The 25573-nt window shown below is 72.8% G+C and carries 24 protein-coding genes; 13 read left to right on the top strand and 11 right to left on the bottom strand.

The features are described 5' to 3' along the window. Nucleotides 1–64: 64 nt before the first annotated feature. A complete protein-coding gene (locus tag HJG45_RS13840) occupies nucleotides 65–1039 on the bottom strand; it encodes a tripartite tricarboxylate transporter substrate-binding protein (protein WP_171612705.1) in 975 nt (324 codons plus the stop codon). A 60-nt stretch (nucleotides 1040–1099) separates the two neighbouring features. Then, nucleotides 1100–2164 (bottom strand): ketopantoate reductase family protein, encoded by a 1065-nt coding sequence (locus HJG45_RS13845; RefSeq protein WP_171612706.1) that lies wholly within the window; start codon nucleotides 2162–2164, stop codon nucleotides 1100–1102. A gap of 164 nt (nucleotides 2165–2328) precedes the next feature. On the opposite strand from HJG45_RS13845, the gene HJG45_RS13850 reads away from it, so the two are divergent. The 5 genes from HJG45_RS13850 to HJG45_RS13870 all read left to right on the top strand — a co-directional run bounded on the left by HJG45_RS13850 (nucleotide 2329) and on the right by HJG45_RS13870 (nucleotide 7677). Then, nucleotides 2329–3585, top strand: a complete 1257-nt coding sequence (locus HJG45_RS13850; protein WP_171612707.1) for a putative DNA modification/repair radical SAM protein — start codon at nucleotides 2329–2331, stop codon at nucleotides 3583–3585. Beyond that, nucleotides 3582–5144: a UdgX family uracil-DNA binding protein gene (locus HJG45_RS13855; protein WP_368040586.1), complete on the top strand. Its 1563-nt coding sequence runs from the start codon at nucleotides 3582–3584 to the stop codon at nucleotides 5142–5144. The genes HJG45_RS13850 and HJG45_RS13855 overlap by 4 nt, the downstream gene beginning before the upstream one ends. A 172-nt stretch (nucleotides 5145–5316) precedes the next feature. Next, nucleotides 5317–6576 carry a sorbosone dehydrogenase family protein gene (locus HJG45_RS13860; RefSeq protein WP_171612708.1) on the top strand — a complete coding sequence of 420 codons (1260 nt, stop codon included), beginning with the start codon at nucleotides 5317–5319 and terminating at the stop codon, nucleotides 6574–6576. A gap of 64 nt (nucleotides 6577–6640) precedes the next feature. Continuing rightward, nucleotides 6641–7225: a c-type cytochrome gene (locus HJG45_RS13865; protein WP_171612709.1), complete on the top strand. Its 585-nt coding sequence runs from the start codon at nucleotides 6641–6643 to the stop codon at nucleotides 7223–7225. Then, nucleotides 7222–7677, top strand: a complete 456-nt coding sequence (locus tag HJG45_RS13870) for a hypothetical protein (protein WP_171612710.1) — start codon at nucleotides 7222–7224, stop codon at nucleotides 7675–7677. Before HJG45_RS13865 ends, HJG45_RS13870 begins: the two co-directional genes overlap by 4 nt. 30 nt (nucleotides 7678–7707) lie before the next feature. Here HJG45_RS13870 and HJG45_RS13875 read toward each other — a convergent pair whose 3' ends face one another. From HJG45_RS13875 to HJG45_RS13890, 4 genes are all read right to left on the bottom strand, one after another. After that, on the bottom strand, nucleotides 7708–8703 hold the full coding sequence (locus HJG45_RS13875) for an SMP-30/gluconolactonase/LRE family protein (RefSeq protein ID WP_171612711.1): 996 nt from the start codon (nucleotides 8701–8703) through the stop codon (nucleotides 7708–7710). 184 nt (nucleotides 8704–8887) lie between these two features. After that, nucleotides 8888–9829, bottom strand: a complete 942-nt coding sequence (locus HJG45_RS13880; protein ID WP_171612712.1) for a prephenate/arogenate dehydrogenase family protein — start codon at nucleotides 9827–9829, stop codon at nucleotides 8888–8890. Continuing rightward, nucleotides 9822–10916, bottom strand: a complete 1095-nt coding sequence (gene hisC, locus HJG45_RS13885) for a histidinol-phosphate transaminase (RefSeq protein WP_171612713.1) — start codon at nucleotides 10914–10916, stop codon at nucleotides 9822–9824. Before hisC ends, HJG45_RS13880 begins: the two co-directional genes overlap by 8 nt. Next, entirely contained in the window at nucleotides 10916–11776 is an 861-nt protein-coding gene (locus tag HJG45_RS13890) for a chorismate mutase (RefSeq protein ID WP_171612714.1), read from the bottom strand. Before HJG45_RS13890 ends, hisC begins: the two co-directional genes overlap by 1 nt. Before the next feature lie 304 nt (nucleotides 11777–12080). Here HJG45_RS13890 and HJG45_RS13895 point away from each other — a divergent pair, with 304 nt between their 5' ends. Both HJG45_RS13895 and metW read left to right on the top strand, forming a co-directional pair. Further along, the gene (locus HJG45_RS13895) at nucleotides 12081–13235 is read left to right on the top strand and encodes a homoserine O-acetyltransferase (RefSeq protein ID WP_171612715.1); all 1155 of its coding nucleotides are present in this window, start codon (nucleotides 12081–12083) and stop codon (nucleotides 13233–13235) included. Between the two features lie 122 nt (nucleotides 13236–13357). After that, entirely contained in the window at nucleotides 13358–13957 is a 600-nt protein-coding gene (gene metW, locus HJG45_RS13900; protein ID WP_171612871.1) for a methionine biosynthesis protein MetW, read from the top strand. Between the two features lie 79 nt (nucleotides 13958–14036). Here metW and HJG45_RS13905 read toward each other — a convergent pair whose 3' ends face one another. From HJG45_RS13905 to HJG45_RS13920, 4 genes are all read right to left on the bottom strand, one after another. Further along, complete coding sequence (locus HJG45_RS13905; protein ID WP_171612716.1) at nucleotides 14037–14264, bottom strand: hypothetical protein; 228 nt, start codon at nucleotides 14262–14264, stop codon at nucleotides 14037–14039. 237 nt (nucleotides 14265–14501) lie between these two features. Next, nucleotides 14502–15170, bottom strand: a complete 669-nt coding sequence (locus HJG45_RS13910) for an SDR family NAD(P)-dependent oxidoreductase (RefSeq protein ID WP_171612717.1) — start codon at nucleotides 15168–15170, stop codon at nucleotides 14502–14504. A 112-nt stretch (nucleotides 15171–15282) separates the two neighbouring features. Next, a complete protein-coding gene (locus tag HJG45_RS13915; RefSeq protein ID WP_171612718.1) occupies nucleotides 15283–16947 on the bottom strand; it encodes an FkbM family methyltransferase in 1665 nt (554 codons plus the stop codon). A gap of 56 nt (nucleotides 16948–17003) precedes the next feature. Further along, on the bottom strand, nucleotides 17004–17807 hold the full coding sequence (locus tag HJG45_RS13920; protein WP_171612719.1) for a hypothetical protein: 804 nt from the start codon (nucleotides 17805–17807) through the stop codon (nucleotides 17004–17006). Nucleotides 17808–17975: 168 nt separating this feature from the next. Here HJG45_RS13920 and fabD point away from each other — a divergent pair, with 168 nt between their 5' ends. Further along, a complete protein-coding gene (gene fabD, locus HJG45_RS13925; protein ID WP_171612720.1) occupies nucleotides 17976–18935 on the top strand; it encodes an ACP S-malonyltransferase in 960 nt (319 codons plus the stop codon). A 12-nt stretch (nucleotides 18936–18947) separates the two neighbouring features. Further along, nucleotides 18948–19685, top strand: a complete 738-nt coding sequence (gene fabG, locus HJG45_RS13930) for a 3-oxoacyl-[acyl-carrier-protein] reductase (RefSeq protein ID WP_171612721.1) — start codon at nucleotides 18948–18950, stop codon at nucleotides 19683–19685. A gap of 147 nt (nucleotides 19686–19832) precedes the next feature. On the opposite strand, the gene HJG45_RS13935 is transcribed toward fabG, so the two are convergent. Then, nucleotides 19833–21188 carry an amidase gene (locus tag HJG45_RS13935; RefSeq protein ID WP_171612722.1) on the bottom strand — a complete coding sequence of 452 codons (1356 nt, stop codon included), beginning with the start codon at nucleotides 21186–21188 and terminating at the stop codon, nucleotides 19833–19835. Nucleotides 21189–21432: 244 nt separating this feature from the next. On the opposite strand from HJG45_RS13935, the gene dapF reads away from it, so the two are divergent. The 4 genes from dapF to HJG45_RS13955 all read left to right on the top strand — a co-directional run bounded on the left by dapF (nucleotide 21433) and on the right by HJG45_RS13955 (nucleotide 25570). Next, on the top strand, nucleotides 21433–22272 hold the full coding sequence (gene dapF, locus HJG45_RS13940; RefSeq protein ID WP_171612723.1) for a diaminopimelate epimerase: 840 nt from the start codon (nucleotides 21433–21435) through the stop codon (nucleotides 22270–22272). After that, nucleotides 22269–23525 (top strand): tRNA (N(6)-L-threonylcarbamoyladenosine(37)-C(2))-methylthiotransferase MtaB, encoded by a 1257-nt coding sequence (gene mtaB, locus HJG45_RS13945; protein ID WP_368040587.1) that lies wholly within the window; start codon nucleotides 22269–22271, stop codon nucleotides 23523–23525. Before dapF ends, mtaB begins: the two co-directional genes overlap by 4 nt. Nucleotides 23526–23528: 3 nt before the next feature. After that, nucleotides 23529–24914, top strand: coding sequence for a signal recognition particle-docking protein FtsY (ftsY, locus tag HJG45_RS13950; protein WP_171612725.1), 1386 nt, complete (start codon nucleotides 23529–23531; stop codon nucleotides 24912–24914). Between the two features lie 83 nt (nucleotides 24915–24997). Further along, complete coding sequence (locus tag HJG45_RS13955; protein WP_171612726.1) at nucleotides 24998–25570, top strand: peroxidase-related enzyme; 573 nt, start codon at nucleotides 24998–25000, stop codon at nucleotides 25568–25570. Nucleotides 25571–25573 lie beyond the last annotated feature (3 nt).

Here is a 25573-nt window from a genome sequence, read left to right on the forward strand (position 1 = left end):
CCGCTCCCAGGCGCCGATCGAAACCGCCGCTGCCCGTTGTCCTGCTGCGGCTTCGCGGGGAGTTCTAATCCGCATAGGCACCGGCCGCCTGGATGACCGGCCGCCAGCGCTTCACCTCATCCGCGAGGAATTGGCGATGGAAGGCAATCGTCTGGCGCTCCGGCGCGGGGATGTCGGTCAGTAGCTCGGCATAGCGTTGGCGCAGCTTCGGCTCCTGCAAGGCGGCGCGCATGGCGGCGGAGATCTTCTCCTGGATCGGCTCCGGCGTGCCGGCCGGCGCATAGAGGCCGTGCCAGGTGCTCATCGCGATGCCGCCGAAGCCGGCCTCCGCCGTCGTCGGCACCTTGGGCAGGCCGGGCAGCCGCTCCGGGCTGCTGACGCCCCAGGCCCGCACGCGGTCGTCGCGGATATAGGGGATGGTGTTGGTCGCCTGGTCGCAGAGCAGGTCGATGCGGCCCGCCATCAGCTCGGCGATTGCCGGCGCCGTGCCGCGGAAGACGACGATGGTGGCGCGGTTGCCGGCCGATTGCTGCACCAGCAGGGCGCAGAGATTGGCCGCCGAGCCGAGGCCCGCGGTCGCCATGTTCAGCGCGTCGCCGCGCTGCGTCAGCGCGCCCATCACCCCAGCCAGGTCCTTCGCCTCGAAATTCGGGCGGGTGACGATGGTCATCGCGGCGTCCGAGACCAGGCCGAGCGGCGCGAAGCTGCCCGGCACGTCATAAGGCAGGGAGCGGTAGAGCGTGGCGCTCGCCGCCATGCCGATGTTGTTGATCAGCAGCGTGTAGCCGTCGGGCTTCGACTGCACCATGCGCTGCGGCCCGACGATCGAGCCGCCGATGCTCTCGACCACCACCGGCTGGCCCATATGCCGGCCCATGCTGTCGGCGACGATGCGGGTGACGGTGTCGGTCGGGCCGCCCGCCGCGCCGGCGGCGATGATGGTGACGGGGCGGCTCGGGTAATCGGTCTCCTGCGCCCGCGCCGCGGCGCCGGCGAGGACGAGCGGGGCGGCGAGCAGGCCGCGTCGCGTCGGGTGCATCCTGGATCTCCCTGGTGGGGCGGCGGGCCTCGGACCGGTCAGACGACCGGTCCGTCAGCATCAATTCAGCCGCAGCGCCTTGATGTGCTGCGGGTCGGGCTGCAGCTCGCCCTTCTCGACCCGCTTCACGACTTCGGTCAGCGCCGCATTGGCCGGCGTGGCGAGGCCGATCTCCTGCGCCCGGTCGGTGATGAAGCCGTTCAGGAACTCGATCTCGGTGCGGCGCCCCTTCACCATGTCCTGGCCCATGGAGGGCCGGTGCGCGCCGCCGCCAGGCTTGTTCGCCTCCTTGATGCGGTGCTCGTCATAGGCGCGGCGCGCCTCGGCATCGCCCTCGCCGGCCCGGGCGATGATCTCGGGGTCGAGGTGGTGCACCTCCTCGAGCGAGTAGCCAAGCGCCTGGCCGACCCGGATCGCCTCGCTGCCGAGGCGGGCGGTGAACTGCCGCAGCGTGTCGTCGAGCAGGATGTCGCGGCTGATGAGGCCGGTGCAGGCGGACATGCCGTTGGCCATGGCGTTGGTGACCAGCTTCGACCAGCGCTCGCCCCAGAGATTGGCGGTGACCACGCAGCTGTCCGAGAGGGCGCAGAGCCGGCCGATCTCCTTCGCCCGGTCGGTGATGCGGCCATGCACCTCGCCGACCCGGAAGACGGTATGCGCCGCCCCGCCCTTGCCGGAGGCGCGCCGCACATGCCCGGGCTCGCAGAGCTCGACGGTGATGGAGGAGGCGATGGCGCCGAGGGTGCGGCCCCAGCCGACGATGCCGGCGATGGTCTCCTCGTTCATGCAGTTCTGCAGCGAGACGCAGAAGCCGCCTGGCGCCAGGTACTGCTTCACCATCATGGTGGCCCAGGCCGTGTCGTAGGACTTCACGCAGATGAAGGCGATGTCGAAGGGCCGCTGCTTGGAGACCTGCTGCAACTCCGTCAGGTGCAGCGCCTGCACGGGCACGGTGAACTCCGGCACATCGCGGATATGGGTGATTCGCAGCCCGTCCCGCCGCATCGTCTCGACATGCTCCGGCCACATGTCGACGAAGGTGACGTCCTCGCCCGCCTGGACCATATGCGCCCCGGCATAGCCCCCGACCGCGCCGGCGCCGATGATGGCGATGCGATTGCCCATGAAGGTTTCCTTCCCGAACTCCCGGCGATGATGCCCGGCACCCGCGGGCGCCGCAATCTGCGGGCCGGCCGGCGGCGATGGGCCGGGCGGGGCTTGCCATGCGGCCAAAAAAGAACATATAGTGAACAAATAGCGGGGCCGGCCGCTGCGGGCCGGATCGATCCATGGAATTGCGCCGCAAGCTCGAGATCCTCGCCGACGCCGCGAAATACGACGCCTCCTGCGCCTCCTCGGGCACCGAGACGCGCGACAGCCGCCAGGGCGGGATCGGCAGCACCGAGGGCATGGGCATCTGCCATGCCTATGCGCCGGACGGGCGCTGCATCTCCCTGCTCAAGGTGCTGCTGACCAATGCCTGCCAGTTCGACTGCGCCTATTGCATCAACCGCGCCTCCTCGCAGGTGCCGCGCGCCCGCTTCACGGTGCGCGAGCTGGTGACGCTGGTCCTGCACTTCTACCGCCGCAATTACATCGAGGGGCTGTTCCTCTCCTCCGGCATCATCCGCTCGCCCGACTACACGATGGAGCAGATCACCGAGGTCGCGCGGCAGCTGCGGGAGGAGCATGGCTTCCGCGGCTACATCCACCTCAAGACCATCCCGGATGCGGCGCCGGAGCTGCTGGCCCGCGCCGGGCAGCTCGCCGACCGGCTCTCGATCAACATCGAGCTGCCGCAGGATGCCAGCCTGCGGCAGCTCGCGCCCGAGAAGGACGGTCCCGGCATCCGCCGCGCCATGGCCGGGCTGCGACTCAGGATCGACGAGGCGCGCGAGGCCGGCCGCGGCGCCGGCCGCGCCGCGCCGCCACGCTTCGCCCCCGCCGGGCAGAGCACGCAGATGATGGTCGGCGCCGATGCCGCCGACGACCGGGCCGTGCTCGGCACCAGCGCCGGCCTCTACGCCGCCTATGGTCTGCGCCGCGTCTACTACTCGGCCTATTCGCCGATCCCCGACGCCTCCCGCCGGCTGCCGCCGCAGGCCCCGCCCCTCCTGCGCGAGCACCGGCTCTACCAGGCCGACTGGCTGCTGCGCTTCTACGATTTCGAGCTGGACGAGATCCTGGCGGGTGGCGAGGGCGGCATGCTCGATCTCGCCCTCGACCCGAAGCTGGCCTGGGCGCTGAAGCATCGCGGGCGGTTCCCCGTGGACGTCAACCGCGCGCCGCGCGAGATGCTGCTGCGCGTCCCTGGCCTCGGCGCCCGCACGGTGGACCGGCTGCTCTCGACCCGGCGGCAGCGGGCGATCCGCACCGACGACCTGGCGCGGCTGCGGCTGCCGCTGGCGAAGCTGCTGCCCTTCCTCGTCACCGCCGATCGGCATCCGCGCGCCGGCCTGCTCGACCGCACCGATCTGCGGCAGATGCTGGCGCCGCGGGCCGGCCTGGCCGCGGCGGCGCGGCCGCGCCAGATGGTGCTGCTGTGACCGGCGTTTCCGTCACCGGCGAGATCGACGCGCCGCTGCCGGGACCGGCCGACTTCGCCGCCTGGCGGGGACAGGCACGCCGCTTCCTCGCCGCCGGCCTGCCGCCGGCGCTCGTGTCCTGGCGGGTCGCCGGCGAGGCGCCGGGCCTCTTCGCCTCGGCCGCCCCGCCGGAGACGGTGGCGCCCCTCTCGGCCAGCGTCCCGGCCAGCGTGCCCCGCAGCTTTCTCGAGGCGGCCGAGACCGCCATCCGGCACCGCGACCCGCAGCGCTTCGCCCTGCTCTACCGGCTGCTCTGGCGGCTGGCGCATGACGAGCCGGGTCTGATGCAGGTGGCGACCGATCCGGATGTCCTGCGCCTCCACGCCATGGCCAAATCCGTGCGGCGCGACGCCCACAAGATGCACGCCTTTGTCCGATTCCGCTGCGTCGAGATGGCGGACGCGCCGGACGAGGACAGCGGCGCCGATCCGGTCGGCGCGCACTACGTTGCCTGGTTCGAGCCGGAGCATCATATCCTGGAAGCCGAGGCCGGCTTCTTCATTCGGCGCTTCGCCGGGCTGCGCTGGTCCATCCTGACGCCGGAGGCGAGCGCGCACTGGGACGGCGCCACCCTCCGCATGGGGCCCGGCGGCACGCGGCGCGAGGCGCCGGCCGAGGATGCGCATGAGGCGCTCTGGCGCGCCTATTACCGCAGCGTCTTCAACCCCGCCCGCCTGAAGCCGGCGGCGATGCGGGCGGAGATGCCGGTGAAGTACTGGCGCAACCTGCCGGAGGCGCGCGAGATCCGCGGCCTGATCGCCGATGCGCCGCGGCGCACGGCCGAGATGCTGGCCCGCGGCGTCTCCGCGCCGATTCTCCGGCGCCAGCGCCCGCCGCCGGCGGCGGTGCAGCCAACCGCCCTCCCGGACGTTGCGGAGACCATGCCAGCCGATCTCTTCTCCCGCGTCGAAGACCCGGCCGCCGCGCTCGCCGCGCTCCGGGCCGGTCTCATGGGACGCAACGACCTGCCCCCCTGGACGGCGGCCAGCACGCAGCCGGTCTTCGGCGAGGGGCCGCTCGGCGCGCCGCTGATGTTCGTCGGCGAGCAGCCGGGTGACGAGGAGGATCTCGCCGGCCGGCCCTTCGTCGGCCCTGCCGGCCGTCTCTTCGACCGCGCGGCCGCGGAGGCGGGGATCGACCGCAGCGCCACCTACGTCACCAATGCGGTGAAGCATTTCAAGTTCAAGCCGACCGGCCGGCGCCGCCTGCACCAGTCGCCCGATGCCGGCGACATCACCTACTACCGCCCCTTCCTGAAGCGGGAGATCGAGTTGGTTACGCCGGGCCTCGTCGTCTCGCTCGGCGCCACGGCGCTGCGGGCGCTGACCGGCAAGCCGCTGCCGATCACCCGGGTGCGCGGCGAGATGATCGAGGCGCCGGAAGGCTTCCGCATCTTCCCGACCGTGCATCCCTCCTACCTGCTGCGCCTGCCCGACCCGGCCAGCAAGGAGCGCGAATACGCCCGCTTCGTCGCCGACCTGGTCGCGGCGCGGGAGGCGGCGGATCGTCTCGGCAGCTAGGGCGGACCATGCGCCGGCCTTTCCCCGGCATTGCCGGCGCATGACGGAAGGGTGCGGCGCGAGGCTTCCCGGAGTCGGTGTCGTGCGAGGTGCTTGCGCGGCGCCGAGCCGGCATGGTCTCGTGAAACAAGCGGCACCGGTACGGTGACGTGCAAAGAACGGGGGACCGTCCATGTCCGGCACATCATTGCGGAAACGGGGAATCGCCTTCGCCGCGATCGCCGCGGCGGGCCTGGCGCTCGGCGCCGGCCCGGCCGCCGCGCAGCTCAAGAGCTACGACAGCAGCAAGCCCAGCTTCTGGAAGAACCCGCCGCCCGACTGGTTCCTCGGCGACGAGACCGAGGCGCAGAAGGGCCTGGCGCCGCCGGTCGGCCCGGCCCTGCCGACGCCGCTCTCGGAGCTGCAGGACAACCTGAAGAAGATCAAGCTGCCGCCGGGCTTCAAGATCGAGGTCTATGCCTCCGGCCTGCCCGAGGCGCGGCAGATGGCCTGGGGCGACAAGGGCACGCTCTTCGTCGGCTCCTTCGGCGCGGGCAATGTCTATGCGGTCACCGAATCGGGCGGCAAGCGCGAGGTCAAGACGATCCTGAAGGGGCTGAACATGCCCACCGGCGTCGCCTTCCGCGACGGCGCGCTCTACGTCGTGGCCATCGACAAGCTACTCCGCTACGACAACGCCGAAGCGAAGCTCGGCGCCATGCCGGAGCCGGCGGTGGTCTATGACGACATGCCGCCCTTCGTGGCGCATGGCTGGAAGTACATCGTCATGGACAAGGAGGGCGCGATGTACCTGCCCTTCGGCCCGCCCTTCAACATCGGCATCCCGCCGACCAGCCTGTCGCAGATCCGCCGCGTGCATCCGAACGGCCTGGCCGAGCTCGTCGCGCTCGGCGTGCGCAACAGCGTCGGCGGCGACATCGATCCGCGCACCGGGCAGTACTGGTTCACCGAGAACGCCCGGGACTGGGTGAGCGACGACATGCCGAGCGACAAGCTGAACCGCATCAGCCGGCTCGGCGAGCATTTCGGCTATCCCTACTGCCACCAGGGCGACATGCCGGATCCGAAATTCGCCATGGGCCATAAATGCGACGAGTTCACCCCGCCGGTGCTGAACCTCGGCGCCCATGTCGCGCCGCTCGGGATGAAGTTCTACACCGGCAGCCAATTCCCGGCCGAGTACCGCAACAACATCTTCATCGCCGAGCACGGCTCCTGGAACCGGCACAAGTATCAGGGCGGCCGGATCATGCGCGTCACCGTCGACCCCGACGGCAAGAACGCCAAGCAGGAGGTCTTCGCCGAGGGCTGGCTGACCGGGGCGCAGGAATATTCCGGCCGTCCGGCCGATGTTGTCATCGCCCAGGACGGCTCGCTGCTGGTCGCGGATGACTGGGCCGGCGCCGTCTACCGCATCAGCTATTCCCGCTGAGGCGACGCAACCGCCCGGCCCTCCCGGCCGGGCGGCACATCTGCAGACCTGGACGAAACCGCGCATGCGTCCCTTCCTCGCCGCCGTCGCGGCCGCCGCCTGCCTCGCCCTCCCTGCCGCCGAGGCCGCCGATATCGAGGCCGGACGCGCCCGCGCCGAGCCCTGCATGGCCTGCCACGGCACGGACGGCATCACCGCCGACCGCTCCATCCCCTCCCTCGCCGGGCAGAAGGAGCGCTACCTGCAATGGCAGCTCGTCTTCTTCCGCTCCGGCCGACGGCAGAGCGAGATCATGCAGCCGCAGGCGGCGGAGCTCTCGGATGAGGAGCTGCGCAATCTCGGCGCCTATTTCGCCTCCCTCCCCCGCATCGTCCTGCCGCCCGGGCCGCCCGATCCGGCGTTGCACGAGAAGGGCAAGCTGGCCGCGGCGCGGCACCGCTGCGCCTCCTGCCACATGGACAACTACGCCGGCAGCCAGGCGGCGCCGGCGATCGCGCATCAGACGCGTGAATACACCACCAAGGCGCTGGAGGATTACCGCAACAACGCCCGCCCGAGCGTCGGCGTCGCGGCGATGAACGAGGTCGCCGGCGGGCTGACGGACGAGGACATCGCCGCCATCGCGCTCTACATGGAAAACCCGGAATGAGGCGTCTGCCGCTGCTCGCCGCCGCGCTGCTGCTCGTCGCCGCCGGCCCGGCGCAGGAGGCGCCGTTGCAGGATACGGAAGCCTTCGAGCGCGGCTTCGCCATCTCGCTCTACCAGTTCGATGCCTGCGGCGACCCGCTGGCCGGGCGCATGTTCCGCAGGGCCCTTACCGACCGCTTCGACCATTGCCCCTTCTCGCCCGAGGCCAGGAGCCGCTACCGCGACCGCACGCGCGCCGAACTCGCCCGCGTGCGGGAGCGGATGCAGCGTCTGGTCGAGGAGAATGGCGGCCTGCCGCGCGAGCTGGCCGGCATGTCCACCACCTGCCATGCGCAGCAGGCCAGCGCGCCCTACCGGGAGTTCCGCGCCCTGCTCGAGCGCTATGCCGGGGGCATGGTGCCGGCGGAGGCGGTGATCCCCGCCTCCTGCGACGCAGCCGACATCATGCCCTGAGACCGGCCGCCGCCCGGCCTCGAGACCTGCCTATTTCGGCTGCGCCACCGCGATCGCCCGGAAAGGCGGCGGCGTCTGCGATTTCAGCTTGGGGTCGAAGAGGTATTTCAGCGACACGTCGAGCACGTAAATGGTGTCGCCGTGCCGGGCGAGCGAGACCGGGGACTGGAAGCCGTCGCGGATCGTCCGGACCTCCGCCGCCTCGCCGCGGATGGTGATCAGGTCGAGCGTGCCGCGGCCCTCGCCCTCGACCATCAGCAGCGTGTTGGGCCCCGCCGGCCGCAGCCCGTCGGCATGGACGAGCGGGCGGGATGTCTTCAGCTTGGTCACCGCGCCGGCGCTGCCATCGGGCTGCATCGCCACCCGGAACAGTCCGTCGCCCTCGAAGAAATTCACGTAGACCGCGCCGTCGCCGATGGCGATGCCGTCGAGCCGGGGCCCCTTGCCCTCCCATTGCGGATCGCGCGCCCAGACCTCGAGCGCCGCGGCACCCGGGCGCAGCCGGAGGATCCGCGCGGAGAGCGTGTCGGTCGCATAGGCCGTGCCATCCTCCGCGACCGCGATGTCGTTGCAGAAGGGCGACTGCCCGGCGATCGTCCCGGGCGGGAAGGGGAAGCGCCCCTTCGGCGCCCCCGTCTTCAGGTCGAACAGCACCAGCGCGGTCGGCGTGTTGCCGCTCGGCACGCGCACGCCCGCACCCGTCATGTCGGAGGAGCAGGCGTAGAGCGTCCCGGATCGCTCGTCGGCGAGCAGGCCGACCACCGAGGAGAGGCCGTTCGTCCCCGCGGGGATCCACTCCTTCGCCTCCGCGGCGCCGGGCGCGGCGCGGAGGATCCGCCCGCCGGCCATGCTGCTGAAATAGAGCGTGCCGTCGGCGGTGGCGTGCAGGCTCTCGGGGAAGTCGGCATGGCCGGGGACCAGGACATCGTCCCGCGCGGCGGCCGGCGCCGCGGCGAGGGCCGGCAGGCCGGCCGCCAGGACGGCGCAGCGCAGCCCGTGCAGGGCGCGTCGGATCTTCCTTCGCATGGTGTCCTCCCGTTCCGGGGCGGATCGCGCCGGATGCCCCTCTATATTCCATTAAATATAGCGAAGCGGCCTGCCGCAACCGCGATCGCAGCGGCAGCGCCACAGCCCGGCAGGGTAGTCCTTCTCCACCGGCCCATCGAGTGCCGCCTGGCGCGAAGCCCGGTCGCGGCTTCGCCAGGCCTGGTCAGGCCTGCCGGCGCTCGATCAGCCCGCGGCGGATGCGGCGGCCGCGGCGGATGCGGTCCTCGATGAACTCCGCCTGCCCCCAGCGCACGGCGCGGGCCAGGGCATGGCTGTCCTCGGTGAAGCGGGCCAGCATCTCGAGCAGCGCGTCGCGGTTGTTGAGGAAGATATCGCGCCACATGTCGACGTCGCTGGCCGCGATGCGGGTGAAGTCGCGGAAGCCGGAGGCGGCGAATTTCAGCACCGCCTCGCGCGTTTCCTCGGCCAGGTCGTCCGCGGTGCCGCAGATGGTGAAGGCGATGAGGTGCGGCAGGTGCGAGACGATCGCCACCACCTTGTCATGCGTCTCGGCATCCATCCGCTCGACCATGGAGCCGCAGCGGCGCCACAGCTCCGCCACCCGCTCCGTCGCCGCCGGGTCGCCCTCGCGCAGCGGCGTCAGGATGCAGTAGCGCCCCTCGAAGAGCTCGGCGAAGCCGGCATCCGGACCGCTATGCTCGGTGCCCGCCATCGGATGCGCCGGCACCAGATGCACGCCCGGCGGCAACAGCGGCCGCAGGTCGCGGATCACGCTGCCCTTGGTCGAGCCAACATCGGAGAGGACGCAGCCCGGCGCCAGATGCGGCGCGATCTCGCGCATCACCCCGGCATAGGCGCCGACCGGCACGCAGAGGATGACGCCATCCGCCCCCGCCACGGCCCGCCCGGCCTCCGCCTCCACCGTATCGGCGAAGCCGAGGGCGCGGATGCGGTCCAGCGTCTCCGACCGGCGGCTATGGACGACGATGCTGCGCGCGATGCCGCCCTTGGCTCGCGCCGCGCGGGCGATGGAGCCGCCGATCAACCCGGCGCCAATCAGGCAGAGCCGGTCGAAGAGCGGCGCCGCCTGCGTCCGCACCTGCTCCGGCGTCGCCGCGCCGCGCCCGAAGAACTGCTCAGCCATTCGCGCCGCGCATGAAGCCCGTCAGCGCGTCCAGCACCATGTTGCATTCCTCGGCCGTGCCGATGGTGATGCGCAGCGCCTGCGGCAGGGCATAGGCGCCCATCATGCGCACGATCAGGCCGCGCTGCTTCAGCGCCGCATCCGCCGCCTTGGCCCGCTCCGCCGTGCCGAAATCGGCCAGGATGAAATTGCCCTCGCTCGGATGCACCACGATGCCGGCGGCGCGCAGCCCGTCCGACAGCCGCCCCCGCCACTCCGTGTTGTGCGCGACCGAGCTCTCGACCCAGCCCGGCTCGGCCAGCGCCGCGACGCCGGCGGCCATGGCGGGGGCGTTCACGTTGAAGGGGCCGCGGACACGGTTGAGGATGTCCGCCACATGCGCCGGGGCGTAGCACCAGCCGAGGCGCACGCCGCCGAGCCCGAAGATCTTGCTGAAGGTCCGCGTCATCACCGTGTTGGTGCCGGCCTCGACCAGCGCCGTGCCAGGGTCGTAATCCGGCCGGGTGACATATTCGGCATAGGCGCTGTCCAGCACCAGCAGCACGTCCTCGCGCAGCCCGGCGCGCAGCCGCGCCACCTCGGCGGCCGGCAGCATGGAGCCGGTCGGGTTGTTCGGGTTGGCGAGGAAGACCAGCCGCGTGCGCGGGCCGACCGCGGCCAGCATGGCATCGACATCGGCGGTGAGGTCGCGCTCCGGCACCTTGATCACCCGGCAGCCGGCATAGCGGCCGGCGATGTCGTACATGACGAAGCCATGCGCGCTCATCACCAGCTCGGTGCCCTCGCCGCCATAGGCGAGGATCAGCGCGCCGATCAGCTCGTCCGAGCCGTTGCCGCAGACGATCCGCGCCGGGTCGAGGCCGAAGCGGGCGCCGATCGCCTCGCGCAGCGCCGTGGCGCCGCCATCGGGGTAGCGGTGCAGCTCGGCGGCGAGCTTCGCATAGGCGGCCTGGGCGCCCGGCGGCACCCCGAAGGCGCCCTCGTTGGAGGACAGCTTCACGATGCGGTTGACGCCCGGGATCTTCGACTCGCCGCCCACATAGGGCTCGATCGAGAGGATGGAGGGGCGGGGCAGCAGGGTCGGCATCAGCCAAGGTCTCCACTCGCCGGCACGGCATGGAAGCCGAGCGGCAGCACATGGGCAAAGGGCAGCTGGGCCAGGCGCGGATCGCCGGCCTCGACCACCCCCTCGATCTCGGCGAGGGCCAGGGCATGGCCGGCCTCGCGGCGCAGCAGCAGGCTCAGCGCCGGCAGGCCGGCGGCCTCGAGCCCGGCGAGCAGCGCCGCCCGCCCGGCCTCGGCGGCGGCCTCGATCCGCAGCAGCGAGCGGTCCGCGCCGCTCGGGTCCGGCGCGCCGAGGATGACCACCAGGGCCTCCGGCCCCGCATAGCCGGCCGGCCGCCAGAAGGGCAGCCGTGCCGCCACCTGCAGCCGCGGCGCATCGAGCGCCGTCCACCAGGCGCGCTCGGGGGCCTCGCCCTCCTCGGGCAGCGGCAGCACCGCCACCTGCGCCTCGCCGGCCGAGAGGGCCGAGAGCGCCGCCGCCAGGCTCGGCAGCGGGCGGAGCGTGATGGCGCCGCCGAAATGGTCGCGGGCCAGCAGCAGGCCGGCCTCGTCGCGCGCATGCAGGGCGACGGTGTAGCCCCCCTGCAGGCCGCTGCTGGCGCTGATGATCTCGTGCCAGATCTGCACCACCGCGCCGGCCGGCAGCGGACCGCCATGCCGGGCGAGCAGCCGGCGCAGGATCATCGCCTCCCGCCCCGGGCGCAGCGGCCCGGTCCCGCGCTTGATGCGGCTGCTGGCGAGGGTGGCGACCACCTCGGCACGGCGCTGCAGCAGGTCGTGGATGGCATCGTCCAGCCGGTCGATCTCGTCGCGCAGCGCGGCGAGCGCGGCGTCCGGCGAGCCAGTCGTCGAGAGGGGGGCGGGTTCGGCGGCTGCGGTCATCGTCCGGTGTCTTCCCGCCCTAAGTTCGAGCGCCTGTCACAAGGAGCGCCTGCCATAACCCGCCGCCACCCTGCCCTGGCAGGCCCGGCGCCCGGAGACGACGCGCCGGGACCGATGGGCGGCTCCCTCGGGCCCGGCCTCGTCGCGCGGCGGTTATGGGGGCGTTCTTAGACGCCACCGGCCCCGACGCCAAGCCGATCGCCCAGACCAAGCCCCAGGGCCAAATAGGAGGCCGGTCGCGCGCCGGCGGTTCCGGTGGCGGGCGATCTGCTCTATGCAGGCCAGCCTGAGAAAGCCCCCGAGCATGTCAGCCCCCGTCGCCCCCTTCCCGCAGGTCGACCACCAGCGCGCGGTCTTCGCCGATGGCCTGGCGCTCGACTGCGGCATGGCGATCGCGCCGCTGGCGGTGGCCTACCGCACCTATGGGCAGCTCAACGCGGCGCGGAGCAATGCCGTGCTGGTCTGCCACGCCCTGACCGGCGACCAGTACGTGGCCGAGCCGCATCCGCTGACCGGCAAGCCGGGCTGGTGGGAGAGCATCGTCGGCCCGGGCAAGCCGCTCGACACCGACCGCTACTTCCTGGTCTGCGCCAACGTCCTCGGCGGCTGCATGGGCAGCACGGGGCCGCAGGAGGAGATGACGGATGCGGCGGGGCGCGGCCTCGGCCGGCCCTGGGGAACGGATTTCCCCAACATCACCATCCGCGACATGGTCCGCGCCCAGAAGCGCCTGGTCGAGCATCTCGGCATCGGCCGGCTGCTCGCCGTGGTCGGCGGCTCGATGGGCGGCATGCAGGCGCTGGAATGGGCGGCGACCTTCCCCGATGCGGTCTTCGCCGCCGCCCCCATCGCCACCGCCGCCTATCACAGCGCCCAGAACATCGCCTTCCACGAGGTCGGCCGCGCCGCCATCCATTCCGACCCCGCCTGGCGGGGCGGCCGCTACTGGGAGGAGGGACGGGTACCGGCGCAGGGCCTCTCGGTCGCCCGCATGGTGGCGCACATCACCTATCTCTCGGAGCAGGCGCTGACGCGGAAATTCGGCCGCCGGCTGCGCGGCGCCCCCACCCTCACCTTCCTCGAGGATGTCTTCGAGGTGGAGAGCTACCTGCGCCACCAGGGCAGCACCTTCGTCCGCCGCTTCGACGCGAATTCCTACCTCACCATCACCCGGGCGATGGACTATTTCGACCTCGCCGCCGAGCATGACGGCGACCTCGCCGCCGCCTTCCGCGGCACGGCGACGCGCTTCTTCATCGCCTCCTTCAGCAGCGACTGGCTGTTCCCGACGGCGGAGAGCCGCGCCATCGTGCGCGCCCTCAACGCGGCGGCGGCCAATGTCTCCTTCGTCGAGATCACCTCGGACAAGGGACACGACGCCTTCCTGCTGGACGAGCCGGATTTCCACCGCGCCCTCGGCGGCTTCCTCGCCGGCTGCGCCGACCGGCTGGGAGTGTGAGCATGCCGGAGGCCCCGACCGACCGCCATCACGACGACGGCCACCCCAATGGGCGCCCCAACGGACGCCCGGGCGGGCGCCCCGCGCCGCGCGGCGGCGAGATCAAATACGTCGCCAAGAACATGCGGCTCGACCTCCGCCTGATCGCGGAGATGATCCCGTCCGGTGCGACGGTGCTCGATATCGGCTGCGGCGACGGCGCGCTGCTCGCGCATCTCACCGCCGAGAAGGGCGCCGATGCGCGCGGCATCGAGATCGACATGGCGCAGGCGACGCAGGCAGTGGCCGCGGGTCTCGCCGTGATCCAGGGCGATGCCGATCACGACCTCGCCTTCTATCCGGACGGCGCCTTCGACTATGTCGTGCTCTCGCGCACCCTGCAGGCGGTGGAGCGGCCGCGCGAGGTGCTGCGGCAGATGCTGCGCATCGGCCGGCATGCCGTCGTCTCCTTCCCGAATTTCGGCCATTGGCTGCTGCGCTGGCAACTGCTCAGCAAGGGCCGGATGCCGGTGACCGAGACCTGGCACCGGGAGTGGTACGAGACGCCGAACATCCACCCCTGCACCATCCGGGACTTCTTCGACCTCTGCCGACTCGACGGCTACGAGGTGGTGCGCTGGCTGGCGGTGGATGATCGCGGGATGCGGGCGCCCTGGACCCGGGCGCCAAGGCTCGCCAACCTCTTCGGAGAGCAGGCCCTGTTCCTGCTGCGCCGGGGCTGAGGCCGGCCCGGATCGCCGGCGATGCCCTCGCTGGCGCCTGGGCGTGGACGATGCGGCAGAGGGCCCCGCGGGCCAGGCCTCAGTGCAGCCGGGCGCCGCGCGGCCGGCGCGCCGTCGTCGCCACGGCCGTGACACCCGCATTGCGCGGCTGTTCCGGCATGAGGGAGGCGGCGAGCGCCGCATGCCGGGCCGCATCCGTCGCCCCCATGCGCAGGCACTCGGCCTCGACATAGGACAGCATCAGCCGCAAAGCGGAATGGTCCGCCGTCTCACTCTCGGTCTCGGCAACCAGAGGCGTGGCACGCATAAGCGGCTCCGGTAATTGTGATCGTCCACAGGACACATACAAGTGACCCGTTAACGCGGCAAGCCGGAAGTCGTTTCTGGTACCGGTCAATTTTGCACAAACCCCTTGAAAACAATGGGATTCACCATGTTAAAGTTGTCAAACCAAGGCATTTCTACTTGACGTTTCCGAGACGGTGTCGGCCTGTCCAATCAGCCTCCGAGGGTCAAACTCCCGTGACTTTCGGCCGCGCCGCCCTCAGAACCGCTCCACCCAGGGCCGGATCTCGATCTCCCAGCTCCAGGCGCTCCGCGGCTGCCGGATCAGCGCCAGATAGGTCTCGGCGATCGCATCCGGGTCGAGCAGCGTATCCTCCCCCTGCTCTGGCCGCCGAGCGCTGCGGATGCCGCCATCGATGACGACATGCCCGATATGGATGCCCTTCGGGTGCAGCTCCCGCGCTGCCGACTGCGCCAAGCCGCGCAGCGCGAATTTGCCCATCGCGAAGGCCGCGCTCTGCGCATAGCCCTTCACCCCGGCCGAGGCGCCGGTCAGCAGGATGGTGCCCTGGCCCCGCGGCAGCATCCGCCGCGCCGCCTCCCGCAGGGCGAGGAAGCCGCCGAAGGCGCAGACCTGCAGGCTCTTCTGCACCTCCGCCGGATCGAGCTCGGCCACCGGCCCACGGGTCCGGTAGCTCGGATTGTAGACCACCACCTCCGCCTCGCCGGCCGCCTCGAACAGCGCGGCCATCTGGGCCGGATCGGCGGCGTCGCAGGCATGGGTGCGGGCGCCCGTCTCGGCGGCGAGCGCGGCGAGCTTGGCGGTGTTCCGGGCCGCCAGGGCGACGCCATAGCCCTGCCGCGCCAGCAGCCGGGTGAGCGAGGCGGACAGGCCATCGCCCGCGCCGATGATGAGAGCCTGGGGCATGCGGTCACCTCCGTTTCGGCGGAGGCTAGCATGCGGCCCGAGGCGGCAGCCCCGCCCCCTGCGCAGGGCGGACGCTGGTGGCCCCGCTCATTCGGCAGGGCGCCTGCCGGCCCTATCGCGGTAGGAACAGCCAGGTCGGGTCGCGGTTGAAGCAGGCCTCCGGGCGATAGCCGAGGGGGCGGAGGATCGCGTCCACCGCCGCGAAATCGCCCTCGGTTAGCGTCTCGACATACAGCGCCGGGCGGTGACGGGCGAGAATGCCGCGCGCCCCCTCCAGCACCGCCGGCTCCATGCCCTCGACATCCAGCTTGATGACCGCCGGCGCCTCCTGCAGCACGTCGTCGAGCCGCACCACCGGCACCGCGCCGGCATCGGCCGACCCCTCCATCGCCAGCCGCGTCCGCCCGGCATTGTGCCCGGGCCCCGGACAGAGGCGGGCCAGGCCCGGCGCCGCCCCGGCACCCTCGGCCCGCAGGCTGAGCCGCGCCGCCAGGCCGTTCGCCTCAAGCGTCGCCTGGCAATGCGCGGCCAGCGCCGGCGCCGGTTCGAAGGCCAGCACCCGGGCGCCGCAGACCCCGGCGGCGAAGAGGCTGTGATTGCCGATATTGGCGCCGATATCGACGAAGAGCGCCCCCGGCGGCAGCCGCCGGCGGAGATCCTCCAGCATCTCCGCCTCGTAGAAGGCGCCGGTGGAGAGGATGGCGTGCTGGATGTGGTCGGCCGGCTCGCGCAGCGGGAACACGCCGCGCCAGGCGCCGTGCGAGAGCGGCATCAGGCGCTCCCGCAGCGCGGGCGGCCGGCGGTCGGCCAGCATCGCCAGCACGCCGGCCACCTGTCGCTCGAGCCCGAAGCGCGCCTCGGCCAGGCCGCGCCAGCGTTTGGGCCGGGCGGCGCAGATCAGCCGCACTGCCTCGTCCACCGTCCCGAAGCGCACCGCCTCGGGCCAGAATTCCTCCGAGCCGCGATGGTCGAGCACGGCGAGGTCGCAGCCCGCCGCGGCCGCCTCGGCGATGGCATAGCCGAAGCTCTCATGCAGGCTGGTCGAGAGCAGCACGGCGTTGCGGGCATGCCAGTCGGGCATGGCCGCGGCCGGCAGCGTGCCGTCGAAGCGCACCGCCCCGCCGAGGCCCATGCGCGGCACCAGCCGCAGCACCGCCTCCTCCACCATCCGCTCCCCGGGCGAGGCGGTGATGTGCAGCCGCCAGCGCGCATCCTCCTCCAGCAGCCGAGCCAGCACCTCGAGCGCCAGGGTCGGGTTCTTGCGCGCGGCCATGCTGCCGCACCAGCCGATGCGGAAGGGATCGGCCGGCGCCGTGGCCGGCACGAAGCGGGCGAGGTCGAGGCCATTGTGGATCACGTGCAGCCGCGTCGTCCGCTCCAGCCACGGCGCCGCCTGCAGCACGATGCGCGCCATGTCCTCGCTGACGGTGACGAGGTCGTCCACCTTCGGCCAGGGGCCTTGCGCCACGTGCAGCGTCTCATAGGCCTCGACGCGGTGGACCCGCAGGATCACCCGCCGGCCGCCGAACTCGGTGCGCGCGATCAGCTCGGGGAAGGGCGGCCAGCAGAACTCGAACCACAGCGCGTCGCGCGCCGGGTCGTCCGTCCAGTGCAGGGCCTCGGCCAGCACGGCGGGGCCGGTCACGGTGAAGACACGCACCTCCACCGCGCCGGAGGCGGCGAGGCCGGCCACGAGATCCGGCAGGAAATGCTCGAGCCCGCGCAGCTGCAGCACGGCGAGCCTCGGCGGCCTGCTCTCCCGGAATGCGCCCTGCATGCGGCCCCCCTTCTGGCTGGCCCTCGCAGGCTGCGGCCGGGCGGGTGAAAGCGCGGTTAAGGCGCCCCGGCCGCGGCGCCGGCCATCGCATCCTGCCAGGCGAAGAGCGGGCGGAGCTGCCGGGCCGGGCGGTCCCCCATGTAGTAGGAATATTCCGCAGCCCGCCGGTAGAAGGCCTCCTCCTCCGGCGGCAGGCCGGTCTCGCGGTACCAGGGCAGGTGCCGCGCGGTGAAGCGGCCGCCGACGCGGATCCCGCGGAAGGGCTGCGCCGGGTCGAAATGCTCCTGGTCGTAGAGCGCGAAGATGGTGTCGATCTCGGCCCGGTAGAGCGGCTCGGCGAAGCCCGGCATGGTCAGCCGCTCCTGCCAGTGCGCCGCTTCGGACTCCCAGATCCGCTTCCAGCCTTCGGCATGCCGGAAGGCGGTGTCCACCATCAGGTGCCGGTCGGCGAGGCTGAGGGCGAAGCCGGCCTTCCCGCTGCGGAACTGCGCCGCGACCCGGGCGAGCTGCGCTGGGAAATCCGCCGGCAGCGCCGGGTTCAGCTCGAGGTCCGGATCGGTCAGGCAGAAATGCCGCGGCAGGCGGCGCAGGAAGCCCGCATCCTGCCAGACCGCGCGCGGGCCGAGATTCTGCCCGAGCAGCAGCACCAGCACCCGCCCCGGCGCCAGCCCCTGCGCCGCCCAGCGCCGGTAGAGCGCGAGCGCCGGCGGGTAGGTCGAGCCGTTGTCCAGCACCACCGGCCGCAGCCCAGGGAAGCGCAGGAGCTGGCCGACCATGCCGGCGACATAGGTGGGGTTGTTGAAGGCGGGGATGAGGACGGGCATCTGCCCCGCCGCCGCGATATCCGTGCCTGCCGCCATGTCCGGCCCCCTCCTGCGGGCGCCAGCCTGCCCCGGCATCCCCTTCCAGGCGGTGAAGACCCCGCGCCCGGCGGCGCGGCGCGGGGATGCCGGAACGTTGACAGTCGGATGACCGACCGTTACCCCGCGCGCCCATCGCTCGGCCACGCCACCAAGGGAAACGCCATCATGGCCCTCGCCTTCGTCTTCCCCGGCCAGGGGAGCCAGGCCCCCGGCATGGGCCGGGATCTCGCCGCCGCCTTCCCCGTCGCCCGCGAGGTCTTCCAGGAGGTGGACGAGGCGCTGAAGCAGAGCCTCTCGCGCCTGATGTTCGAGGGCCCGGCGGAGGAGCTGACCCTCACCGCCAATGCCCAGCCGGCGCTGATGGCGCATTCCGTCGCCGTGCTGCGGGTGCTGGAGAAGGAGGGCGGCTTCGACCTGCCGGCGCGCGTCGCCCTGGTCGCCGGCCATTCCCTCGGCGAGTACAGCGCGCTGACCGCCGCCCGGGCCTTCGATCTCGCCACCGCCGCCCGCCTGCTGCGGCTGCGCGGCGAGGCGATGCAGAAGGCGACGCCCGCCGGCATCGGCGCCATGGCGGCGCTGCTCGGCGCCGAGCTGGAGCAGGCTCAGGCGCTCTGCGAGGCCGCCCGGACCGATCCGGAGACCGGCAAGGCCGAGGTGGCGGAGATCGCCAACGACAATGGCGGCGGCCAGGTGGTGATCTCCGGCCATAAGGGCGCGATCGACCGCGCCGTCGCCGCCGCGCCCGGCGCCGGCATCAAGCGCGCCATGCCGCTGCCGGTCTCGGCGCCCTTCCATTGCTCGCTGATGGCGCCCGCCGCCGAGGCGATGGGTGAGGCGCTGGAGCGGGCCGCGATCGCCGCCCCCGTCGTCCCCGTCGTCGCCAATGTCTCGGCCGCGAAGGCCACGGACCCGGCCGAGATCCGCGACCTGCTGGTCCGGCAGGTGACCGGCACGGTGCGCTGGCGCGAATGCGTCGCCGCCATGGCCGCGATGGGCTGCGACCGCTTCGCCGAGCTCGGCGCCGGCAAGGTGCTGACCGGCCTGATGAAGCGCAACGCGCCCGGCGCCACGGCCGTCGCGCTGGGCGCGCCGGGCGATATCGAAGCCTTCCTGAAGAGCCTCTGAGGAGCCCGCGCCATGTTCAGGCTGGATGGCAAGGTCGCGCTGGTCACCGGCGCGACGGGCGGCATCGGCGCCGCGACGGCGCGGGCGCTGCACGCCCAGGGCGCCCAGGTGGCGCTGACCGGCCGCCGCGCGGCGGAGCTGGAGGCGCTGGCCGCCGAGCTCGGCGAGCGCGTGCTGGTGGCGCCGGCCGACCTCGCCGAGGCGGCGGCGCCGGCGGCGCTGGTCGAGCAGGTGGAGGGCAAGCTCGGCGGGCTCGACATCCTGGTGAACAATGCCGGCTTCACCCGCGACATGCTGGCGTTGCGCATGGGCGATGCCGACTGGGCCGCGGTGCTCGAGGTCGACCTGACCGCCCCCTTCCGCCTGGCCCGGGCGGCGCTGCGTGGCATGATGAAGAAGCGGCATGGCCGCATCGTCTCCATCGCCTCCATCGTCGGCGTCACCGGCAATGCGGGCCAGGCGAATTACGCCGCGGCCAAGGCCGGACTGATCGGCATGAGCAAGTCGCTGGCGCAGGAGGTCGCGACGCGCGGCGTGACGGTGAACGTCGTCGCCCCGGGTTTCGTGAAGACGGCGATGACGGACGCCCTGCCCGAGGCGGCGCGCGGCAAGCTGCTGGAGCGCATCCCGGCGGCGCGCATGGGCCTGCCGGAGGATATCGCCGGCGCGGTGGTCTACCTCGCCAGCGCCGAGGCGGGCTGGGTCACCGGCCAGACCCTGCACGTGAATGGCGGGATGGCGATGATCTGATCCACTGGCCCTCAGGCACCGGGCGCCAATCTCCGGTTCGCCTGGCTGCGCGACATGGGTCGCGGGCCCCGTTCGGGACCTCGGACAGGTCATAAGACCGGTCCGTTCGCATCAAGTGGCTGGCCGCCCGCCGGCCTGCCCCTTTTGCTACAGGTCGAGCCGGATGCCGGTCTCCGAGAGGAGGAAGCCGGCCAGCCGCGCATCCGCCCCCGGCGCGCCGAAGAGCAGCGCCCCGACCGGCATCCCGCTCGCCTCGTCCAGCCCGGCGCGCAGCGTGGCGACCGGCCCGCCGAGCGCCGTGGTCGGGATGACGAAGGACGGATCGCCGGTGGTGCCGTCGGCCGGCGCCACATCCGGGGCCGCGGGCAGCAGCAGCAGCTCCTCGGTGCCGAATTCCGCCCAGAAGCGGCGGCGGATGCCGGCCAGCCGGTGCAGCGCGTTGAGATACTTCGCCTCGGGCACCGCCAGCCCGGCCTCGATATCGGCGGCCAGGCGCGGAGCCAGGCGCTCCCGCGGCAGCCGGGCATGGGTGCGGCCGAGCTCGGCGAGCAGCACGATACGATGGGTGGCGAGGATCTCCTCGAGCCCGACCGGCGTCGCGGCGCAGCGGATCGCCAGCCCGGCCACCGCCAGCCGCTCGGCCAGCGCCGTGATACCGGCGGCGATGCCCGGCGCGACGCGGCGCGCCACCAGCGGGTCCTCCAGCACCATCAGCCGGGGCGGCGGCGCCTGGTGGTGCCAGGGGGCGCCGAGCCGCAGATGGTCGGCCGCATAGCCGCCGGCGAGCAGGGCGGCGTCCCGGGCCGAGGCGCCGAAGGCGCCGACCGTGTCGAAGCTCGGCGCCAGCGGCACCACCCCGGCGCCGCCGATGGCCAGGGTCGAGGGCTTGAAGGCGCCGGCGCCAGTATAGGCCGCCGGCCGGTTGACGCTGCCTGCCGTCTGGGTGCCGAGGGCGAGCGGCACCGTGCCGCAGGCGATCGCCGCGCCCGAGCCGGCGGAGGAGCCGCCCGGCGTCCGCGCCAGGTCCCAGGGATTTCGCGTCGGCGGGCGGGATTCGTAATAGGCGTATTCGGTGGTGTGCAGCTTGCCCAGGATGATGGCGCCCGCCGCCCGCAGATGCGCCACCACCGTGGCATCGGCCGTCGCCGGGGCGATCCCGTCGCGCGAGGCGCTGTTCGCCCGGGTCGGCAGGCCGGCAACGTCGATCACGTCCTTCACCCCGACCGGGATGCCGTGCAGCGGGCCGCGCACCGCCCCCGCCGCCCGCTCGGCATCGAGGGCGCGGGCAGCGGCCAGCGCCTCCTCGGCCAGCACATGCACCCAGGCCCGCACCGCGCCGTCCACGGCCGCGATGCGGTCGAGGCAGCGGCAAACCAGCGCCGTCGCGGTCAGCGAGCCGGCCGCCATGGCCGCCGCGAGGTCCTGCACCCGGCCGGGATCCTGGACCAGCGCCTCCGCAACGGCGGGCTCCGGCGCGAGCGGGACCGGGTTGGAGCCGCTCATCGGCCGCCCACCCGGCGGCGCGTCACGGGCCATGGCGGCGGGGCGGCGGCACGGCCGGTGGAAGCAACCATGCTGCGAAACGCCATCTGCTGTCTCCGCGTCAGCCGAGGCCAGGATGCCCGGCGACGGGTTTAGCAAGCACCATGCCGGTAGCAACAGCCCGGCCGGTCGCGGCCGGCGCTGCCCTCCCATGCGCCGCGCCGTCTTGGATTGGTCGCCCGCCCACGGCATATCTGCGCCCGCCATGGTCCCCTTCCGGAAGATGCACGGCCTGGGCAACGACTTCGTCGTCCTCGATGCCCGCCAGGCCCTGCCGCCCATCACGCCCGTCCGGGCCGCCGCCCTCGCGGACCGGCGCTTCGGCGTGGGCTGCGACCAGCTCATCCTGCTCGAGCCCGGGGGTGAGGGGGCGGATGTCTTCATGCGCATCCGCAACCCCGACGGGTCGGAGGCCGGGGCCTGCGGCAATGCCACGCGCTGCGTCGCCGCCCTCCTCGCAGGGGAGCGGGACAGCGACCGGGTGGTGGTGCGGACCATCGCCGGCGACCTGCCGGTGGAGCGGCTGCGGGACGGGGCCGGACGCGATCTCTGGCGCGCCGATATGGGCGAGGCGCGGCTCGACTGGCGGGCGGTGCCGCTGGCATCGGCGATGGACACGCTGCACCTGCCGCTCGCGGCCGGCGGCGTCGCCGATCCGGCCGCCTGCTCCATGGGCAACCCGCACGCCACCTTCTTCGTCCCCGCGCTCGACGCGCTGGAGCTGGCGACGATCGGCCCGGCGCTGGAGCACGACCCGATCTTTCCCGAACGCGCCAATATCGGCTTCGCCCAGGTGCTGGACCGCGCCCATCTCCGCCTCGCGGTCTGGGAACGCGGCGCCGGGCTGACGCTGGCCTGCGGCTCCGGCGCCTGCGCGGCGCTGGTGAATGCGGCGCGGCGCGGCCTGACCGACCGGCGCGCCACCGTCTCCCTGCCCGGCGGCGACCTGCTGATCGAATGGCGGGAGGACGGGCATGTGCTGATGACCGGCCCGGCGGCCACCGCCTTCACCGGCACGCTCGACCTCGAGGCCTATCCGCGGTGAGCGTCGAGGTCCTCACCTTCGGTTGCCGGCTCAACACCTATGAGTCCGAGGCGATGCGGTCGTTGGCGACCGAGGCCGGGCATGCCGGGACCATCGTCGTGAACACCTGCGCCGTCACCGCCGAGGCGGAGCGGCAGGCACGGCAGGCGATCCGCCGCGCGGCGCGCGACAATCCGGGGGCCCGCATCGTCGTCACCGGCTGCGCCGCGCAGATCGCGCCCGAACGCTGGGCCGGCCTGCCCGGCGTCGCCCGGGTGATCGGCAATGCCGACAAGCTGAAGCCGGAGAGCTGGGCGCTCGGCGCGCCGCCCGCCCCGGTCAGCGACATCATGGCGGCGACCGAGACGGCGGCGCATCTGGTGACGGAGTTCGCCGGCCGCGCCCGCGCCTTCGTGCAGGTGCAGCAGGGCTGCGACCACCGCTGCACCTTCTGCGTCATCCCCTTCGGCCGCGGCCCCTCCCGCTCCGTCCCGATCGGCGCCATCGTCGAGCAGGTGCGGGCGCTGGTCGCGCATGGCTACCGCGAGGTGGTGCTGACCGGCGTCGATATCACCTCCTACGGCCCGGACCTGCCGGGCGCGCCGAGCCTCGGCCAGATGGTGCGCCGGCTGCTCGCCCTGGTGCCGGAGCTGCCGCGGCTGCGCCTCTCCTCGCTCGACCCGGTGGAGGTGGACGAGGATCTCTGGCGGCTGATCGCCGGCGAGCCGCGGCTGCTGCCGCATCTGCATCTCTCGCTGCAGCATGGCGCCGACCTGATCCTGAAGCGGATGAAGCGCCGGCACCTCCGGGCCGATGCCCTGGCCTTCGCCCGGCGGGCGCGGGCGCTGCGCCCGGACATGGCCTTCGGCGCCGATTTGATCGCCGGCTTCCCGACCGAGACCGAGGCGCAGTTCCGCGCCACGCTCGATCTCGTCGAGGAGATGGAACTGAGCTTCCTGCACGTCTTTCCCTATTCCGAGCGGCCGGGCACGCCGGCGGCGCGCATGCCGCAGCTGCCGGTGCCGCTGCGCAAGGAGCGGGCGGCGCGGCTGCGCGAGGCCGGCCGGCAGGCCGCGACGCGCTTCTATGCCGCGCGGCTGGGCGCGGCGCGGCTGGGGGAGGAGGAGCAGGTGCTGTTCGAGCGCGAGGATCGCGGCCATACGGCGCATTTCGCCCCCCTGCGCCTGATCGGCGGCGCCGCCGCGCCGGGCGAGCTGCGCCGGGTGCGGGTGACCGGCACGGCGGCGGACGGCCTGCTGGCCCGGGCGGCCTGAGCCATGGCGCTCCGCGACTGGATCACCCGGCTGCGCAGCCGGGGCGAGACGCCGCCGGCCGAGACGCCGGCCACCGAACCGCCGCCGCCCGCGGCGATCCCCGATCTCGCACCGCCGGCACCGCCCGCCGCGCCCCCCGCAGGGCCCGTTCCCGCGCCGCCGCCCCCTGCCCCGGCCGCACCCGACCTTGCGCCGCCACCGCCGGCGCCCTCCCCGGCGCCCCATCCCGAGCCTGAGCGCCCTGCACCGCCCGAGCCCGCGAGGCAGGACCAGGACGGCGCGGCGGCCGCACCGCCGCCACCCCCGGCCGCGGATGCCGATCTCGCGCCGCCGCCGGCGCCACCGCCCACCATCCCGGCGCCCGAGCCGGTCCCGGCCCCGGTTGCCGCGCCGCCACCGGCCTCGGTCGTCGTGTCGCCACCCGCGCCGCCGCCCGTCCCGGCGCCTGCCGAGGAGCCGGCCACCGGGCGTCCGGGCTGGTTCTCCCGCCTCAAGGCCGGGCTGTCGCGCTCCACCGCCAAGCTCACCGAGAGCGTCACCACCCTCTTCCGCAAGCGCCGCCTCGACGACGAGGCGCTGGAGGAGCTGGAGGAGACGCTGATCACCGCCGATCTCGGCGTCGCCGCCTCCCGCCGCATCGTCGAGGGCTTCCGCAAGACCCGCTTCGGCAAGGAAGTGACGGATGAGGAGGTGAAGACGGCGCTGGCCGAGGCGATCGCCGAGATCCTCGGCCCCGTCGCGCGGCCGATGCCGATCGAGCCGGCGCATGCGCCGCATGTTGTGCTGGTGGTGGGGGTGAACGGCACCGGCAAGACCACCACCATCGCCAAGCTCGGCCAGCAATACCGCGAGCAGGGCCTGGCCTGCGCCTTCGTCGCCGGCGACACCTTCCGCGCCGCGGCGGTCGAGCAGCTGCAGATCTGGGGCGACCGCACCGGCTGCCGGGTGCACGTGCCGGCCAAGGAGGGGGCGGATGCCGCCGGCCTTGCCTTCGACGCGCTGAAGGCGGCGAAGGCGGATGGCACGGAGGTGCTGCTGGTCGATACCGCCGGGCGGCTGCACAACAAGTCCGCCCTGATGGAGGAGCTGCGGAAGATCGTCCGCGTCATCCGCCGGGTGGACGAGACGGCGCCGCATTCGGTGCTGCTGGTGCTGGATGCCACCACCGGCCAGAACGCCATCCAGCAGGCCAAGGTGTTCAAGGAGATGGTCTCGGTCAGTGGCCTCGCCGTGACCAAGCTGGACGGCTCGGCCAAGGGCGGCGTGGTGGTGGCGCTGGCGCAGGAATTCGGCCTGCCGGTGCATTTCGTCGGCGTCGGCGAGAAGGCGGCCGACCTGCGGCCCTTCGCGGCGCGCGACTTCGCCCGCGGGCTGATGGGGCTGGACTGAACGGCCCGGCGGCGTAGGGTCGCGGCGCAGAAGGACCAAGCAGGGCAGGGCCGGCAATGGCCCCCGCCCGGAGGAGACCCGCCATGGCCCAGCCCGCCGTCAGCCGCTTCCCCGTCCCGCGCCTCGCGGACATGCCCGAGGACATCCGCGCGCGGATCGAGAAGGTGCAGGAGAAGTCGGGCTTCATCCCGAACGTCTTCCTGATGCTCGCCTACCGGCCGGAGGAATTCCGCGCCTTCATGGCCTATCACGACACGCTCATGGACAAGCCCGGCGGCCTCTCCAAGGCCGAGCGGGAGATGATCGTGGTCGCCGTCTCCTCCTACAACCAGTGCCAGTACTGCGTCGTCGCGCATGGCGCGATCCTCCGCATCCGCGCCAAGAACCCGCTGATCGCCGACCAGATTGCCGCCAATTTCCGCAAGGCCGACATCACGCCGAAGCAGCGGGCGATGCTGGAATTCGCCCTCAAGGTCACGCAGCGGGCCAACGAGGTGGAGGAGGCCGACAGCGCCGCCCTGCGCGACCACGGCTTCACCGATGACGACATCTGGGACATCGCCGCCATCGCCGCCTTCTTCGGCATGTCCAACCGCATGGCCAATGTCACCTCGCTGCGGCCGAACGAGGAATTCTACGCCCTGGGCCGGGGCTGAGCC

The organism is Roseicella sp. DB1501, assembly GCF_013112485.1.
Lineage (GTDB): Bacteria > Pseudomonadota > Alphaproteobacteria > Acetobacterales > Acetobacteraceae > Paracraurococcus.